The sequence below is a fragment of the Wolbachia endosymbiont of Cruorifilaria tuberocauda genome, from assembly GCF_013365475.1.
Classification (GTDB): Bacteria; Pseudomonadota; Alphaproteobacteria; order Rickettsiales; family Anaplasmataceae; genus Wolbachia.
This window is the reverse complement of the sequence record NZ_CP046579.1, coordinates 233,879-249,497: the sequence shown is the minus strand read 5'-3', so window position 1 is coordinate 249,497 and position 15,619 is coordinate 233,879. Positions and strand designations below refer to the sequence as shown.

Below are 15,619 nucleotides of genomic sequence, written 5' to 3'. Positions count from 1 at the left end.
TATGTTTACTAAGTGCGTTTGTCTAAATATTACCTACCAACTTTAAAAGAAAATCCTACTGGTGCTGAAATTATTTCCCACCAATATTCGTTGCGTGCAGGCTTAATAAAGCAAACATCATCTGGCATTTATTCTTGGCTGCCGCTTGGTCTTCTAGTGCTTAAAAATATTGAAAGCATCATTAGGGACGAAATGAACAAGTCTGGTGCTATTGAAGTATTAATGCCTTGTGTACAGCCAGCAAATCTTTGGCAAGAGTCAAAGCGTTATGACAATTACGGCAAAGAGATGTTACGTATTAAGGATAGGTATGAGAGTGATATGCTTTTTGCTCCAACTCATGAGGAAGTGGCAACTGATTTAATTAGGGGCATGGTAAAAAGTTACAAGAGTTTACCGCTCTGTTTATACCAAATTCAGTGGAAGTTTCGCGATGAAATAAGACCACGTTATGGTGTTATGAGAGGTAGAGAATTTTTGATGAAGGATGCGTATAGTTTCGACATAGATCACAAAAATGCACTGAATTCATATAATTCAATGTATAAAACCTATATAAAAATCTTTAAGCGCATTGGATTAACTCCAACCGTAGTTCGGGCAGATACCGGGGTAATCGGAGGAAACTTAAGCCACGAATTTCACATATTGGCAAGTATAGGTGAGAGCACCTTATATTATAACAACAATACACCTGAATTATCAGAAGGGAAGGATGTTGAGAGTCTAAAAAGCATATATGCAGTTGCAGATGATATGTATCATCCTAAAACTTGTCCTATACCACAAGAACAGCTAAGCATTAGCAATGGCATTGAAATAGGGCATATTTTCTACTTTGGGGATAAATACTCGAAGCCAATGAATGCAAAAGTTACTGTACAAAACGGAGAAAACTTCCATATACATATGGGCTCATATGGCATTGGAGTTTCAAGGCTTGTTGGTGCGATAATAGAAGCTTTTCATGATGATAAAGGCATCATCTGGCCAGAAGCAGTAGCTCCCTTTAAAATTGGTTTAATCAACTTACAAATGAAAAATAATAAATGTGTAGAGGTTTCAAATAAAATATATAAAGCTTTGAAAAGCGGCGAAGTACTTTATGATGATACAGAAGAAAGTGTAGGGGTAAAACTTGCTAGAATGAATTTGATAGGCTTGCCATGGCAGATAATTATTGGGAAGAAAGCAGCAAATGCAAACATAATTGAAATAAAAAATAGAGTAACTGGAAATGTAGAGGAAACACAAGTTGAAGAAACTATAAATCGCTTCAGGAAAAAATGATACGTGGTATTGGTATTGATATAGTATATATACCAAGAATATTCAAGACACTAAAAAAGTATGGGGAAAAATTTCTTAACAAGATTTACACTAAACAGGAGATAGAAGTAAGCAGAAAGTATAATAATCAAGAAATACTGGCAAGATATCTTGCTAAGCGCTTTGCAGCAAAGGAGGCTTTTATTAAAGCACTAGGTAATAGGTCCATTTATGACATTACAATGAAAGATATAGAAACATACAGTGATATAAGAGGAAAGCCATACCTTGCTATTAGCAAGGATTTCATTTTCAAAGACTACATGTTGCATCTTTCTCTAAGTGATGATGAAGACTATGCTACTGCATTTGTTATAATCTGTAGCTATAGCTAAGGTTTGTCTTTTACTATAAATTTACTATACTTATTTCAGCAAGATTTAGCATATCTAAATGTATAAAATACTAGTAAAGAGTAACGGCAAGCCATTAGTTGGGAAAATCAAGATCAATGGTTCAAAGAATGCTATTTTGCCAGTAATGGCTGCAAGTCTATTGAGCAGTTCTTCAGTAATTCTACATAATGTACCAGACCTAATTGACGTGCACATGATGTCTAGGCTACTTAAAAATCTTGGAGCGAAAGTGAACTTTATATATAATAAGGCCTACAAAGCAAATCATATTTTTGAAATTGATTGCAGAAGCATAAACAATTATGCAGTTTCACGTGAAATTGCGAGTAAGCTACGAGCATCTTTTTTAATGTTAGGTCCTACTCTCAGTAGATTTGGCAAGATTACAACTATCTTCCCTGGTGGATGTAATATTGGTAAACGCCTAGTTGATATGCATATCAAAGCATTAGAAGAAATGGGAGCAGAAATTGAAATTGATGGCTATAACATAATTGTAGCAGTGAAAGGAAAGTTAAAAGGAAAGGAGATTACTTTTGATCAAGTAAGTGTTGGTGCAACAGAAAATGTAATAATGGCAGCAGCACTTGCAGAAGGAGTGACAACAATAAACAATGCTGCAATAGAACCAGAAGTTTTGGATTTAATAGATTTTCTAAAAAAAATGGGAGCAGATATTAAAGTTAGTAATAAAAAAGTTACAATAACAGGAGTTGAAGCATTGAATGGGTGTGTCCATAAAGTAATATCAGATCGCATAGAAGCTGGTACGTATGCACTAGCTGCTGTAGTAACTGGTGGCGAGTTAATGTTAGAAGGAATAAACCTATCTGATATAAGATGTATCGCAACTGAGTTAGAGAGCATAGGAGCAAAGGTTGAACCATTAGATCAAGGTATTATCGTTTCTAGAAAAAATTGTTTTATTAAGTCTATTAACATTGCGACAGATCCATATCCTAACTTCCCAAGTGATATGCAACCACAATTTATGTCTGCAATGTGTATCGCTGATGGGATATCGGTTATTGAAGAAAACATCTTTGAGAATAGATTCACAAATACAAGTGAGTTGAGAAAATTAGGTGCTAATATAAGTATAAATAAAAACAAAGCCATTATAAGTGGCATAAAGAATTTATACGGAGCTAATCTATATGCCAATGATCTAAGATCAACAGCAGCTTTGGTACTTGCTTCTTTGGTAGCTAGTGGAGAGACTATGATAAGCAATTCGCATCATTTATGGAGGGGATACGAAGTAATGCACGAAAAACTAAATTCATGTGGGGCCGATATCTCTATCTTATCTGAGAATGCGTTATGAGTGAGAAACACTACTTAACTAAGCGAACTACAGTAAAAGAAATAGATAAAATACTATACAAAAAACATAAAGTATTAGATCACGGATTTATCCGAGTAATAGATTATATGGGATCTGACAGTGCTATATTACAAGCTGCTCGTGTTTCTTATGGAAAAGGAACGAAACAGATAAGTCAAGATGAAGCACTTATAAAGTATTTGATGAGGCAACATCACACAACCCCGTTCGAAATGTGTGAAATTAAGTTCCATGTAAAACTTCCTATTTTTGTTGCAAGGCAGTGGATAAGACATAGAACTGCAAATATTAATGAATATTCTGCAAGATATTCAATACTTGATCATGAATTTTACATACCTAAATTAGAACAGATCGCAAAACAATCAGATAAAAACAAACAAGGAAGAGGTAATACTTTTGATGTAAATATCTCAAAAGAAATAATAAATTCTTTAAAAAATGACTCTAATCTAACATATTCTCATTATGAGAAATTTATTAAAAAAGGACTTGCAAGGGAAATTGCTAGAACTAATCTAATGCTTAACTACTATACACAGTTTTATTGGAAGGCAGACCTGCATAACCTTTTTCATTTTTTGAAGCTTAGAATTGATAAACATGCTCAATATGAAATTAGGGTCTATGCAGAAATTATGCTGGATATAATAAAGGGATGGGTTCCACTAGCTCATAGCGCTTTTGTTGAGTATTGCCTAGAATCAGCCCACATTTCAAGAGCTAGCTTAGAAGTAATTCGAAGACTAATAAAAGGGAAAAATGTCACTAGAGAAGAAAGTGGTATTAGTAAAAGAGAATGGGATGAGCTAATGTACATACTTTACAGACATTCTTGAATCTATGCACAAATTTTCTCCATTATCTGATTCCTATTTTTCTTCATGCTCGTCCAACACACTGATTTTATAAAAATCTGTTTCACAATATATTTCCAGAAAGAATGATTGTCTTCATCAAGTTAAAATATACAATAAACTCTTATGTTTGATCATAATTGTATTTTTCAGTGATACACTTATTACCTAAGTTTTGATAAAATCACCGTTACCAAGCCTGAAGTTTACAGAATTGCTTCATACTTTCTATCCTAATAGAGCTACTTTTATCTTTAAAGAGCAAATTAATTCCTTCTCTATATCATCCTTACATTACATATAATACTTGTTCAATAATTTCTTCCACATTTTCCTTCCTTCGAACTAGTCAGATAATTTCTTAACAATCTATTATCACTAAGTATAGTTCATTTCCTAATACTTAGCATATCCATTAAGATGGAATCACATACTAAAAAAACAGCTTTCAAGTTCATAATAAGGTCTTCTATTAAGAAGAAAAATAAATCTACTTAACTAGCAGTATTTTATAACTATAGCTAATACGATATAGATATTCATTGCTTCCATCCTTTAATATATAATGTTTACTTGTTAAAGAGCTATTTATTGCCCTCTTATTGAACTGCAAAACTGCTGAAAGATGTCTATTACATAGCAATAGTTTCTCATCCAGTCTAATTCTCTTTTTTCTATTATCTCTTTCACTAACTTACTTCTCATTGTAGCAATTTTATCTATGCAAAAATATATTTTGTATTGTTAATCTGTTTTTGTTACTCAAAAATTATTTAACATATTCATCGTAATCAGTAATGATTCACCTCTGTTATTAAACTTTTTCTATTACTTCTTATTAGAAATAAGGATTACAGATTTCATATCGATGATAAAATCCATAGTTTATAGCTCTTTTATCAAAAGGTAAGTCCATTAAGTATCAGTAATTATTGTGAGAAGATTAGAAATTAGTCACCTACAAATCAATATTTAACATCAGCTACTCTGCTATAAAATCCACTATATCCATTATAACAGATGCAGAAACTCGTAATTAAGATTAAGGTAGACACCTAAGTTATCAAATTTAAACCTGCTTGCTAAGAGGCTTATCAAATTAAAAAAGATTTGAGCTTTCGTTCACAAGTTTTTCATACGCAGAAAAACAATATCAACCTACATGATACCTTTTACTATCTCAAAGTTCAAAACGAGCATACTTTCAATGCCTTCAACTATCAGTATTCTCTGAAAATTGCACAACTCATAAAGTATAATGAATACTATAAAAATATAGCAAAATTAAGGTTTTTTGTATACTCAGTTTATATTTAGGTATTATAGCTATAATTTTCATTTCAGTATGAAATACACAACTGTGTAAACAGCTACTTTGTCAAAATTTGCACAATAAACTATGCTACAGTACTAAGAATTTATACCTCTCATCTGACAGGTAACTTAATATTATAGTATAGAACGTTGGTAAAGTTAAGCGTATACAGTTAGCTATAGTTATTATTCGGTATTGGCACTTTAGCTACTAAAGTTAGTGCTAGTGGGCAATGACAGACTTGAACTGCCGACCTCCTCGGTGTAAACGAGCTGCTCTACCAGCTGAGCTAATTGCCCCTTCAACAATATTAAAGTGCTTTTAAACAACATTTTATATCTCAATACTTCTATTGTAAACAAAAAGTAGAATCAAACATAGCCTATCTAGTTGACCATTTGTTTAACTAGATGTTAATATTTAAGACTACTCTAATTAAAATACAAAAAATGCAAAACAATATAGTACCAGTTTCAATAGCAAAAGAGCTAGAAAATTCTTATCTCTCCTATGCAATGAGTGTGATTATAAGCAGGGCTATACCTGACGTGCGTGATGGTTTTAAACCAGTCCATAGGCGCATATTATATGCAATGTCAAGAGCTGGATACGACTCTGGTAAACCATATAAGAAAGCCGCTCGTATAGTTGGAGATGTAATGGGAAAATACCACCCACATGGTGATATGGCTATTTATGACTCTTTAGTCAGAATGGCTCAAGATTTTTCTTTACTTTTACCACTTATTGATGGACAAGGTAACTTTGGCTCGGTGGACGGGGATCCACCAGCTTCGATGCGATATACAGAAGTAAGACTTCATAAAATATCACATTTCCTATTAAATGATATTGATGAGGATATAGTTGACTTTAGACTAAATTATGATGGAAGTGAAACAGAGCCTGTTGTACTGCCTGCAGAGTTTCCCAACCTTTTGGTAAACGGTGCTAGTGGAGTTGCAGTTGGCATGGCAACTAACATTCCTTCTCACAATCTTGGCGAAGTAATTGATGCATGTATGTTATATATAGATAATCCTAAAATCACTCTAGATGATCTGCTTGAAGTAATACCAGGGCCAGATTTCCCAACTGGAGGAACAATTCTTGGAAAATCTGGAATAAGGTCAGCATTTGCCACAGGTCGTGGATCAATTGCAGTACAAGGCAAAACACATATAGAAGATCTACAGCAAGATAGACAAGCAATAGTTATTGATGAAATACCTTATCAAGTAAATAAAGTAAAACTAATTGAGAAAATAGATGAGCTTGTAAAAGAAAAGAAAATCGATGGTATAATAGGAATCAGGGATGAGTCTGATAAAACTGGCATAAGAGTAGTAATTGATCTGAAGAAAAATACTATAGTAGACTTTGTACTAAATCAAGTATTTGGTCTTACTCCTCTAAGAAGCAGCTTTAGTGTTAACACACTAGTCCTCAATAACAATAGACCTACTTTAATGTCATTAAAAGAAATCATAGCAGCTTTTATTGATTTTAGAAAAGAAGCATTAACTAGGAGAACAGAATTCCGCCTAAGAAAAATTAGAGAAAAAGCTCATATACACATAGGACTCTATATTGCATCCTTGAACATAGATGAAGTAATAAAAATTATTCGCAGTACAAAAAATCCTGAAGAAGCAAGTGAAGAGCTTTCGAATAAGGAATGGAAAACTTCAGCTGAAGTAAGCTCAATTATTGAGATAATTTCAGATAGCATAAGATTTTTAAAAAATGGAGTATATAGACTAACTTTGCTACAGGTAAAAGCTATCCTTGATATGAAATTGCAACGTTTGACAGGCCTTGAGAGAAATAAATTAAAAACTGAGTTAAATTCAATGGTAAATTTGATGAAGGAATACGTTGCTTTCCTTGGATCAGAAGAAAAATTGATGAAAGAGATAAAAGATAATCTACAAGAGATAAAGAATAGATTTGCAGTGTCACGAAAAACTTCAATAGAAGAATCAGGTTCAGATATTGAAGCTGAAGATCTTATTCCACAAGAGGACATGGTAGTAACTGTAACTATGAATGGTTACATCAAGCGTGTAAAGCTCTCTCACTACAAAACTCAGCGCCGCGGTGGGAAAGGGAAAGTAGGACAAGGATTAAAAGAAGAGGATGTAACTACAAAATTATTTGTTGGAAATACCCATACCAGCCTTTTATTTTTTTCTAATATTGGTAGGGTTTATAGGCTAAAAGTTTATAAATTACCACTTGCAGAGCCAACTGCACGTGGAAGGGCACTTGTTAATATATTCCCTCTCACTAATAGTGAAACAATAACAAATATAATGCCGCTGCCAGGCGAGAGTGATGAAAATCAGAATATAGTTTTTGCTACTGCTCATGGAAATATAAGGCGTAACTCTTTAGCAGATTTTCACTACATTCCTAGTAATGGGAAAATAGCAATAAAGCTGGATGAAGGAGATAAATTAATATCGGTCAAAGTATGTAATGAAACTGATCATGTTTTACTTTCAACAATGTTTGGAAAAGGTATTAGATTCGTTATAAGTGATGTACGTCAATTTAAAGGTAGAAACTCAGATGGTGTAAGAGGCATAAAACTTGCAAAACATGACAGTGTGATATCCATGACCATACTAAATGGTATAGAAATAGCAACAGAAACAAAAGAACTTTATTTAAAAGTTCCACTCACAAAAAGGCTAGAAGCTGCGATCAGTAACTCTATTAGTTCCAAATTAGAAAAAACTCTGAAAGACTTAGAAATAGGCAATGAATTATTCTTAAAGTTAGCAACTAATGAAGAGTTCATACTAACTATTACAGAAAATGGTTTTGGCAAAAGAACATCAGCGTATGAGTATAGAGTAACCAACAGAGGAGGTTTTGGTATTACTGATATTCTTACTACTAACAGAAACGGTAATGTTATTGCTAGCTTCCCAGTTGAGCATGATGATAATATAATGCTTATCACAGACAAAGGGAAATTAATTCGTATTTCAGTGAATGAAATTAGAGTTGCAGGACGTAGCACCAAGGGAGTTACTCTATTTAAAACAGAGAACAAAGAAAAGGTAGTATCAGTAGCAAAAATTGAAGATCACAGCTCTACTGAAAATAGTATTTCCGAGATTGAAGGTTCTATTTTTTCTTAGATACAGTATAGCTAAAAGCAAAAGTACAACTTTTTATTGATTGATCTATGGTATTTAGATTAAAATGTAAACATGTAGTTAAGTACAGATTGATGGATAAGAAACTAACTAAAAGTAAAAAATTACAAGTAAGTAAGGAAAGCAAAAAAATACTTTCTGTTAAAGACTCTGCTAAAAATAAGAGCAGAAGAGATTTCATAACATTAACCACATGCGCTATGGCAAGCATAGGAGCTATAAGTGGATTTTGGCCACTTATTAAGTCTATGAGCCCTTCCGCTGAAGTTTTAGCAACCTATGCAGTTGAAGTTAATCTATCTGATATTCAAGAAGGTCAAGAAAAGAAAGTAAAATGGCAAGGTAAACCAATATTCATTCGTAGACGTACAAAGCAGGAGATTGAAGCTGCAAGAGCCGTAGATATAGAAAATCTAAGAGACCCTGAGTCAGATGAGCAAAGGGTACACAAGGGGAAAAACGAATGGTTAATCATGATAGGGATATGCACTCATCTTGGATGTGTACCAATCAATCACCCTACAAAAGATGGCAATGGCTGGTTCTGTCCTTGCCATGGTTCATACTATGACACATCAGGACGAGTGATTGGAGGACCTGCACCAAAAAACATGGCTATACCAAATTATTTCTTTCCAAGTGAAAATGTTGTAGTAATTGGTAAGAAGGCTTAGCTCATATGCCAACAGCAAATTTATACTTCAACCTTTGAAATTTCTATTCTACTATCCATATCTGTAACTGATAGCTGCATTTTTACGAATAGTCTCTAGCAACAAGTTGCCTTGTGCCATAACTTTCTTTTGATATACCTGTTGTTTGACTTTTTCTATATCTACAACATTATTTCTAATACCACATAACATCATTAACCTTGTAGTACCGTTTTCTCTAAACCGCACTATTCTACCTATATCAGTTTTACTAAATAAAGCCTGTAAATCAGGATTTAAACTACGCATTTTCACTTCAAATTGCTTTGAATTTGGCAGATTAAGACTATCTGCTAATTTATCAAAATTTAAACAGTTTACCTTTTGTTTCTTAAGATTATCCAACAAACTTTCTGAATCTCTAACCATAATATGTTTTACTTCTAAAGTACTTTCCAATAGTGCATAATCAAGTTTTATTTTATCTATCACTTTTATAACAGAATAATAGCCTTCACTTATATTGACTGGACCTGTTATATCATTAATTTCTAATCTTTCTAGAATGCTTCTGAGATTGCTTTTTAGCTGATTTAAATTAACTGTCATTTTACGCATTTTTATCGGAGACTCTAGAATAAAATTGACATCACCGTTGCGTAACTTCTCCACTAAATCTTTAGCAGTATCATAAAAATTCTCATCTTTCCGGATAGGGATTGTAAATTCTTGGAATATAATAAGATAATTAGGTTTTTCCATTTGCTCCTTCACATCTCTTACTTCTTTGTTGCATATATTGATAAACGGTATGACTCTTGTTTCAATAATTTTGTTCCACAATAGTTGACACTCTAACTGTCTCTTTAAAAGAACAAGATCTATATTGTATTTCCTTACGTATTGCTCGACTTCATCATTTTCAATTTTTAAGCTTTGAGTTAAAAACAATATGGTAGCGTTATTTAACTCTTCACTATTCAATTTTATATTTAACCTTTGCGCCTCATCCACAATGATAATTTCATCCATTAACTGTCTAAGAATTTGAATCCTTAACTCTCTCCCATCCATAACACCAAACAATGAATTTATTAAGTTAACACGTTTTTCAATATCCAAGCTTGAAATCGGCTCACCATTTACATCTGCAATAATTTCAATCTCAACTGCAGGCAAACTAATTGGTAATATTATCAATAATAAGATTAATATTTTATGCATTAAGAGATATTATCCAGTTAACAACAAATTCTACAATAAATATTGAGTTACTACCAGCCAGTGGTAATTCTTAATTTTTATAATAATTCATAAATATTCCAGTTTATTAATTTCACAAAGTTACATTAGTACAAATTAACAAGCAAAGAATTTCAAGTATTCCAAAATTAAGCATTTGTATTTCTCATGTATAATATTCATAAAAATGAACTAACTTATATATGACAAGCAGAAACGAAACCATTTTCGCTTTATCAACAGTGTTTGGTAAGTCAGGTATTGCAGTAATCAGAATTTCAGGTAACCATGCACTTAAAGCTTTAAGCCATTTTCATATTAAGAAAAATATCAAGCCAAGATTCGCTACTTTAGTTGATCTATATGATGATTCAGGCCAATTGATTGACAATGGAATAATCATTCATTTTCCGGCCCCAAGCAGCTTCACTGGTGAGGATATCATAGAGTTACAAGTACATGGAAGCAAAGCAATTATAAAAATCATCTTAGAAGAGTTATCAAAAATTTTTGTTATGGCGAAACCTGGAGAGTTTTCACTTAGAGCTTTTCTAAATCACAAGTTTGATTTAACTAAAACAGAAGGAATCGCAGATCTAATTAATGCTGAAACAAAAACACAAGCTAGACAAGCAATTAGGCAGGTTTCAGGAGAATTAGAAAAGCTTTCTAATAGTTGGAAGCAGAGATTAATAATTATGCAATCCAAAATCGAAGCATATATAAACTTTCCAGAAGATATTATAATAGAAAGTAATGAACTAGAAAAAGTCAATAATGAGGTGCAGGCTCTTATGCAGTCAATACAATTGCATTTAAATGATAACAGGCGTGGCGAAAGATTGCGAGAAGGGTTACATATTGTAATAACTGGCAAACCAAATGTTGGAAAATCAACGTTATTTAACTTCCTTGCCAAACGCGACATTGCTATTGTTTCTAAATATGCAGGCACAACAAGAGATGTACTTGAAGCCCATATTGACATTGGTGGATACCCGATCATCCTTTCTGATACTGCTGGAGTTCGTGAAAGTTCAGATCCAATAGAATTGGAAAGTATAATTCGAGCAAAAAAAAGGTCTTGTGAAGCAGATCTAAAAATAGAGCTATTCTCATATAGTTCTGCTATTACACAAACTAAAACTAAAAAACATATTTCAGAATCAATTTCACTTATGGAACAAAGTCAAGATACTATTTATGTACTAAGCAAAGCTGACAATATTGTAGATGATTCTGATATAAGGATCAACGATATAGATTTTTTACCTATTTCCATTTTTAAAAGAACAGGTACAGAGAGGCTTATTTCTGTAATTAAAGAAAAAGTAGAGAAAAAATTTGGCTACGATAGAGATATGCCTGTAATTACAAGACAAAGACATAGAAATTGCATGCAGAGAGCTATGGAACATTTGCAACGCTTCAGTATAGATAACCCAATTGAGATGATATCTGAAGATTTAAGACTCGCTGCATCAGAACTTAGCGAAATAACAGGAACTATTAATACTGAAGAAATATTGAGCAATATATTTAATAACTTTTGCGTAGGTAAGTAAAATTTTTATAGATTGCTTAAAATCGAACAATGTGGTAAAAAAAAGGTGGACGGATGGCCGAGTGGTTTAAGGCACCAGTCTTGAAAACTGACGTATGTAATAAGAGCATACCATGGGTTCAAATCCCATTCCGTCCGCATATAGCTTTGCTCACTTATAAAAATTAGGCTCTGCTTTTAAAAAAGCTAATTCCTGAAATAATGACTTTATTATAGACTTCGCTATATACTTGATAAGTATCTTTGTCTTCAATTTGAGTGATGATATGACACCTACTAAGTTTTTTTAATGCTATTTCCTGAAACCCTTTTCTAACTTTATTATAGAAACAGATCCCCATCTCTTCATATTTATTTTTCCCTTTTGCTCTGCCTAATCCTACTTTTACATCAATATCTAAAATAAAAGTGATATCCGGGTATTTAATTTTTGCCAATTCATGAAGATCTTCTATCAGTTTTAAGTCAATGCCTAGTCCATACCCTTGATAAGCAACTGTTGAGTCAATAAACCGGTCACAAATCACTATTTTCCCTTCTCTTATAGCTGGCAATATTATTTTTTTCATATGCTCATGCCTCATTGAAACAAATAGCAGAAGTTCAGAGATAGGATCAATGTTATCCTTTAAAAGGATCATTCTTACCTTTTCTGCACAGTCAGTCCCACCTGGCTCTCTTGTTAATATAACATAATTTTCACCGTGAATTTTCTTAAGATGATTTGCAAGCAACTTAGACTGAGTCGTTTTACCAGAACCATCCACTCCTTCAAATGTTATAAACATGAGTTCTAAAATTGAAATAATAAAAAATATTGCAGTCATCATGTATATGAATCATTTGACATTTAAGCAACAGAATCATAAACTATATATGATATATTCCTCTTTTTAGGCCATGATTGCACTGAATACCCCTAAGGTAAATTTAGGCTTTACTGCAAAGGATTTTAATCTTTTGGGAGTAAATAACAAATACTACACGTTAAATGATTGTCGCGGGAAAAATGGTCTTATTGTAATGTTTATATGTAACCACTGCCCTTACGTTAAATCGATTATTAGCAACCTAGTAAGCGATATTGATTTATTGGAAAAAGATTACCAAGTTAACACAGTTGCAGTGATGCCAAATGATGTAAGTCAATATCCAGAGGACTCTTTTAAAAACATGATTAATTTTGCTAAGAAAAACAAATTTTCATTTCCATACTTGATTGACAGTACACAAAAAGTAGCAAGGGAGTATGAAGCTATTTGTACTCCTGATTTCTTTGGTTTTAATGCTGATTTAAATCTTTGCTATCGAGGACGTTTTTACGATGTAAAAAAAGAAAAATCTCAAAACTATAAAATAGGGAGTAGTGATTTATTCAAAGCTATGAAATTTATTGCAGAAACTGGCAAATCTCCAGATAACCAAAAATCAAGTATTGGGTGTTCAATTAAATGGTTCAATCCTATTAGTTAAAATCCCATGCATGGCAATTCTCAGTATTTATTTGATATTATAATTCTACTTTCTGCTGCTGTATTTATAGTCACAGCATTTTGGAAAATGAATATCAGCCCAGTACTTGGTTATTTTGTTGCAGGTGCGTTGATTGGTTCACATGGATTCAATCTAATACATTCAGCTAAGGCAATGGATAATTTTGCAGAATTTGGTGTAGTTTTTTTACTATTCATCATAGGCCTGGAATTGACATTCGAACGTCTCATTGCTATGCGTATTCATGTATTTGGATTTGGATCTCTGCAAGTCATAGTGACTATGGTAACAATATGGTGCATTGCTCTTGCTTTTGGGGTAAATACAAACATGGCAGCAGTTATTGGTGGTGGGCTTGCATTATCCTCAACAGCGATAGTGTTACAGGTTCTACAGGAAAAAGGTTCTCAAGCAAGCCAAGTCGGCAGGTTATCAATAGCAGTACTACTAATGCAAGATTTCGCAGTAGTGCCACTGATAGTATTAGTGCCATTACTTACTAATAATTCTGGAAATAGCTTGATAAATTCCCTAGTAGATTCACTAATACAAGCAGCTATTGCGTTAGTACTGATATTTATCACTGGTAGGTTATTGCTCAGACCGTTATTTTCAATTATTGCTAAAATGGAAAGCAACGAAGTCTTCATATCGACAACACTCTTAATAATACTAGGAGCAGCATTTATTACTGAGCAATTTCACTTATCAATGGCACTTGGCGCATTTGTTGCTGGGTTGTTAGTTGCAGAAACAGAACATAGACACTCAGTAGAACATGCAGTGCTACCATTTAAAGACCTATTTCTTGGCTTATTTTTTATGACTGTCGGTATGTCTATCAACATTGATCTTTTACTTAGCAAATTACCACTGATCACTTTGCTGTCAGTTACACTCATTATTTCAAAAACATCTATAATATACGTACTGTGTCGGTTCTTTAGATTCAGGAGTGCACCTGCCATACAAGCTGGCTTATTGCTTGCACAAGGAAGTGAATTTGCATTTATTTTATTCCGCTTAGCAGATGAGCTAGGTGTGCTACCAAGTGAAGTTGCGCAGGTACTCATGATGGTAACTACAGTAACTATGGCCTTTACCCCTCTTTTGTCAGGGCTTGGAGAGTGGATAGCAAATTTATTTAGCACTGAAAAATTAATACTAGATGATGAAGCAGTTGAAACGGATACACAAGACCTTTATAACCATGTAATAGTTGTCGGATTTGGCAGAGTAGGATACATGGTAACAAAAATGCTTACTGCAGAACACTTAAGCTATGTTGTTGTAGATATTCAATCAAAAATAGTTAAAGAAGGAAAAAGCGATAGCTTTCCTATATACCTTGGTGATGCCACAAGGTATGAAATTTTAAAGTCAGTAGGAATAGAAAGAGCTCAGGCTCTTGTAATCTCAATAAAGAACGAAGTAACCATAAAGAAAATAATCTCTTTAGTTGCAACAAACTTCTCACACGTAAGTATTATAATACGCTTACCAGATTTGAGTAATGTAGAAGTTTATAGAGACTTAGGAGCTAGTAAAATTATCCCTGAAACATCTGAAATGGGACTGCAATTAGGTGGTGCAGCATTGAGCTTAAGTGGAATTAGTGAAAGTGGAGTTGCATCTTTAAAAAGTAGGTTTAGGAAAGGTAATTATAGTATGATAAAAGATATTAGTGGTGACACGGATGAGTGAAGTTCCTATAACTCTTCTATTATTTTATTTTATAATTAGATAAATCTCAGAATTAGCTGTACTGCTATTTAAGCATCAATGGTAATGCATTTAGTCTGCTTCAATTATGCATGTCAAATGATAATGATAAAGGTATTACGTAACTAGCATCTTATCATTCGTAGAATTCTAGGTTTTTTACACAACTATAAGCTAAATATACTTGAGTAGTATTTCAGGTAGCCCTGATACCATGGTTGAAAACAAACGTTATTTGTGTTTTTTCCACTTTTATTTATTAAATTCTTTAAAAGAACTGCTGAAATAACTTTCAAATTGAGTGAAAAGTAGTACCATGAATTAGCTAATACTTGTACTAAAAACTTGACTGTCAGTAAATATATTATCTAATCAGCATAGAAATTAACTTTACTACACTAAAACGAATCTCCTTTCCAATTTGTCAGAAGGCATGCTAGTAATAAAAATTAGAAGTTTTAGCTATGTCAGATTAGCAAACCTTAAATACCTAAGTGATCTAGTTACTAGATTTCATTTAGATATTTTAGATCTTAATGGCTTATATTCCTATAAGCGAAGGTTTTACT

General features: G+C 33.0%; 11 protein-coding genes and 2 tRNA genes. 10 read left to right on the top strand and 3 right to left on the bottom strand.

Features of this window, described 5'->3' with window-relative positions; all coding sequences use genetic code 11:
* The first annotated feature begins 12 nt into the window (after nt 1–12).
* From proS to thyX, 4 genes are read left to right on the top strand one after another with little or no spacing between them, the layout of a single operon-like run.
* Nucleotides 13–1,290 carry a proline--tRNA ligase gene (gene proS, locus GOY13_RS00930; protein ID WP_175813986.1) on the top strand — a complete coding sequence of 426 codons (1,278 nt, stop codon included), beginning with the start codon at nt 13–15 and terminating at the stop codon, nt 1,288–1,290.
* A complete protein-coding gene (locus GOY13_RS00925; RefSeq protein ID WP_175813985.1) occupies nt 1,287–1,664 on the top strand; it encodes a holo-[acyl-carrier-protein] synthase in 378 nt (125 codons plus the stop codon). Before proS ends, GOY13_RS00925 begins: the two co-directional genes overlap by 4 nt.
* Nucleotides 1,665–1,722: 58 nt before the next feature.
* The gene (murA, locus tag GOY13_RS00920) at nt 1,723–3,012 is read left to right on the top strand and encodes a UDP-N-acetylglucosamine 1-carboxyvinyltransferase (protein WP_175813984.1); all 1,290 of its coding nucleotides are present in this window, start codon (nt 1,723–1,725) and stop codon (nt 3,010–3,012) included.
* The gene (gene thyX / locus GOY13_RS00915; RefSeq protein ID WP_175813983.1) at nt 3,009–3,872 is read left to right on the top strand and encodes an FAD-dependent thymidylate synthase; all 864 of its coding nucleotides are present in this window, start codon (nt 3,009–3,011) and stop codon (nt 3,870–3,872) included. Before murA ends, thyX begins: the two co-directional genes overlap by 4 nt.
* A gap of 1,559 nt (nt 3,873–5,431) precedes the next feature.
* Here the strand turns inward: thyX and GOY13_RS00910 are convergent.
* Nucleotides 5,432–5,504, bottom strand: a tRNA-Val gene (locus tag GOY13_RS00910).
* A gap of 150 nt (nt 5,505–5,654) precedes the next feature.
* On the opposite strand from GOY13_RS00910, the gene gyrA reads away from it, so the two are divergent.
* Entirely contained in the window at nt 5,655–8,357 is a 2,703-nt protein-coding gene (gyrA, locus tag GOY13_RS00905; protein ID WP_175813982.1) for a DNA gyrase subunit A, read from the top strand.
* A 92-nt stretch (nt 8,358–8,449) separates the two neighbouring features.
* Nucleotides 8,450–9,049, top strand: coding sequence for a ubiquinol-cytochrome c reductase iron-sulfur subunit (petA, locus tag GOY13_RS00900; RefSeq protein WP_175814411.1), 600 nt, complete (start codon nt 8,450–8,452; stop codon nt 9,047–9,049).
* 51 nt (nt 9,050–9,100) lie between these two features.
* On the opposite strand, the gene GOY13_RS00895 is transcribed toward petA, so the two are convergent.
* Nucleotides 9,101–10,252, bottom strand: a complete 1,152-nt coding sequence (locus GOY13_RS00895) for a SurA N-terminal domain-containing protein (RefSeq protein ID WP_175813981.1) — start codon at nt 10,250–10,252, stop codon at nt 9,101–9,103.
* Between the two features lie 221 nt (nt 10,253–10,473).
* Here GOY13_RS00895 and mnmE point away from each other — a divergent pair, with 221 nt between their 5' ends.
* Complete coding sequence (mnmE, locus tag GOY13_RS00890; RefSeq protein ID WP_175813980.1) at nt 10,474–11,835, top strand: tRNA uridine-5-carboxymethylaminomethyl(34) synthesis GTPase MnmE; 1,362 nt, start codon at nt 10,474–10,476, stop codon at nt 11,833–11,835.
* Nucleotides 11,836–11,882: 47 nt separating this feature from the next.
* Nucleotides 11,883–11,972 (top strand) — tRNA-Ser (locus GOY13_RS00885).
* 26 nt (nt 11,973–11,998) lie between these two features.
* Here GOY13_RS00885 and tmk read toward each other — a convergent pair.
* The gene (gene tmk, locus GOY13_RS00880; protein ID WP_175814410.1) at nt 11,999–12,622 is read right to left on the bottom strand and encodes a dTMP kinase; all 624 of its coding nucleotides are present in this window, start codon (nt 12,620–12,622) and stop codon (nt 11,999–12,001) included.
* A gap of 112 nt (nt 12,623–12,734) precedes the next feature.
* Here tmk and GOY13_RS00875 point away from each other — a divergent pair, with 112 nt between their 5' ends.
* Both GOY13_RS00875 and GOY13_RS00870 read left to right on the top strand, forming a co-directional pair.
* Complete coding sequence (locus tag GOY13_RS00875; protein WP_175813979.1) at nt 12,735–13,307, top strand: thioredoxin family protein; 573 nt, start codon at nt 12,735–12,737, stop codon at nt 13,305–13,307.
* A 6-nt stretch (nt 13,308–13,313) separates the two neighbouring features.
* On the top strand, nt 13,314–15,032 hold the full coding sequence (locus tag GOY13_RS00870; protein WP_175813978.1) for a monovalent cation:proton antiporter-2 (CPA2) family protein: 1,719 nt from the start codon (nt 13,314–13,316) through the stop codon (nt 15,030–15,032).
* Nucleotides 15,033–15,619 lie beyond the last annotated feature (587 nt).

What these genes read in the sequence shown, in the direction of transcription:
- GOY13_RS00925 (WP_175813985.1), top strand. Translation starts at nt 1,287, where the DNA reads ATGATACGTGGTATTGGTATTGATATAGTATATATACCAAGAATATTC.
- murA (WP_175813984.1), top strand. Translation starts at nt 1,723, where the DNA reads ATGTATAAAATACTAGTAAAGAGTAACGGCAAGCCATTAGTTGGGAAA.
- thyX (WP_175813983.1), top strand. Translation starts at nt 3,009, where the DNA reads ATGAGTGAGAAACACTACTTAACTAAGCGAACTACAGTAAAAGAAATA.
- gyrA (WP_175813982.1), top strand. Translation starts at nt 5,655, where the DNA reads ATGCAAAACAATATAGTACCAGTTTCAATAGCAAAAGAGCTAGAAAAT.
- petA (WP_175814411.1), top strand. Translation starts at nt 8,450, where the DNA reads ATGGATAAGAAACTAACTAAAAGTAAAAAATTACAAGTAAGTAAGGAA.
- GOY13_RS00895 (WP_175813981.1), bottom strand. Translation starts at nt 10,252, where the DNA reads ATGCATAAAATATTAATCTTATTATTGATAATATTACCAATTAGTTTG.
- mnmE (WP_175813980.1), top strand. Translation starts at nt 10,474, where the DNA reads ATGACAAGCAGAAACGAAACCATTTTCGCTTTATCAACAGTGTTTGGT.
- tmk (WP_175814410.1), bottom strand. Translation starts at nt 12,622, where the DNA reads ATGTTTATAACATTTGAAGGAGTGGATGGTTCTGGTAAAACGACTCAG.
- GOY13_RS00875 (WP_175813979.1), top strand. Translation starts at nt 12,735, where the DNA reads ATGATTGCACTGAATACCCCTAAGGTAAATTTAGGCTTTACTGCAAAG.
- GOY13_RS00870 (WP_175813978.1), top strand. Translation starts at nt 13,314, where the DNA reads ATGCATGGCAATTCTCAGTATTTATTTGATATTATAATTCTACTTTCT.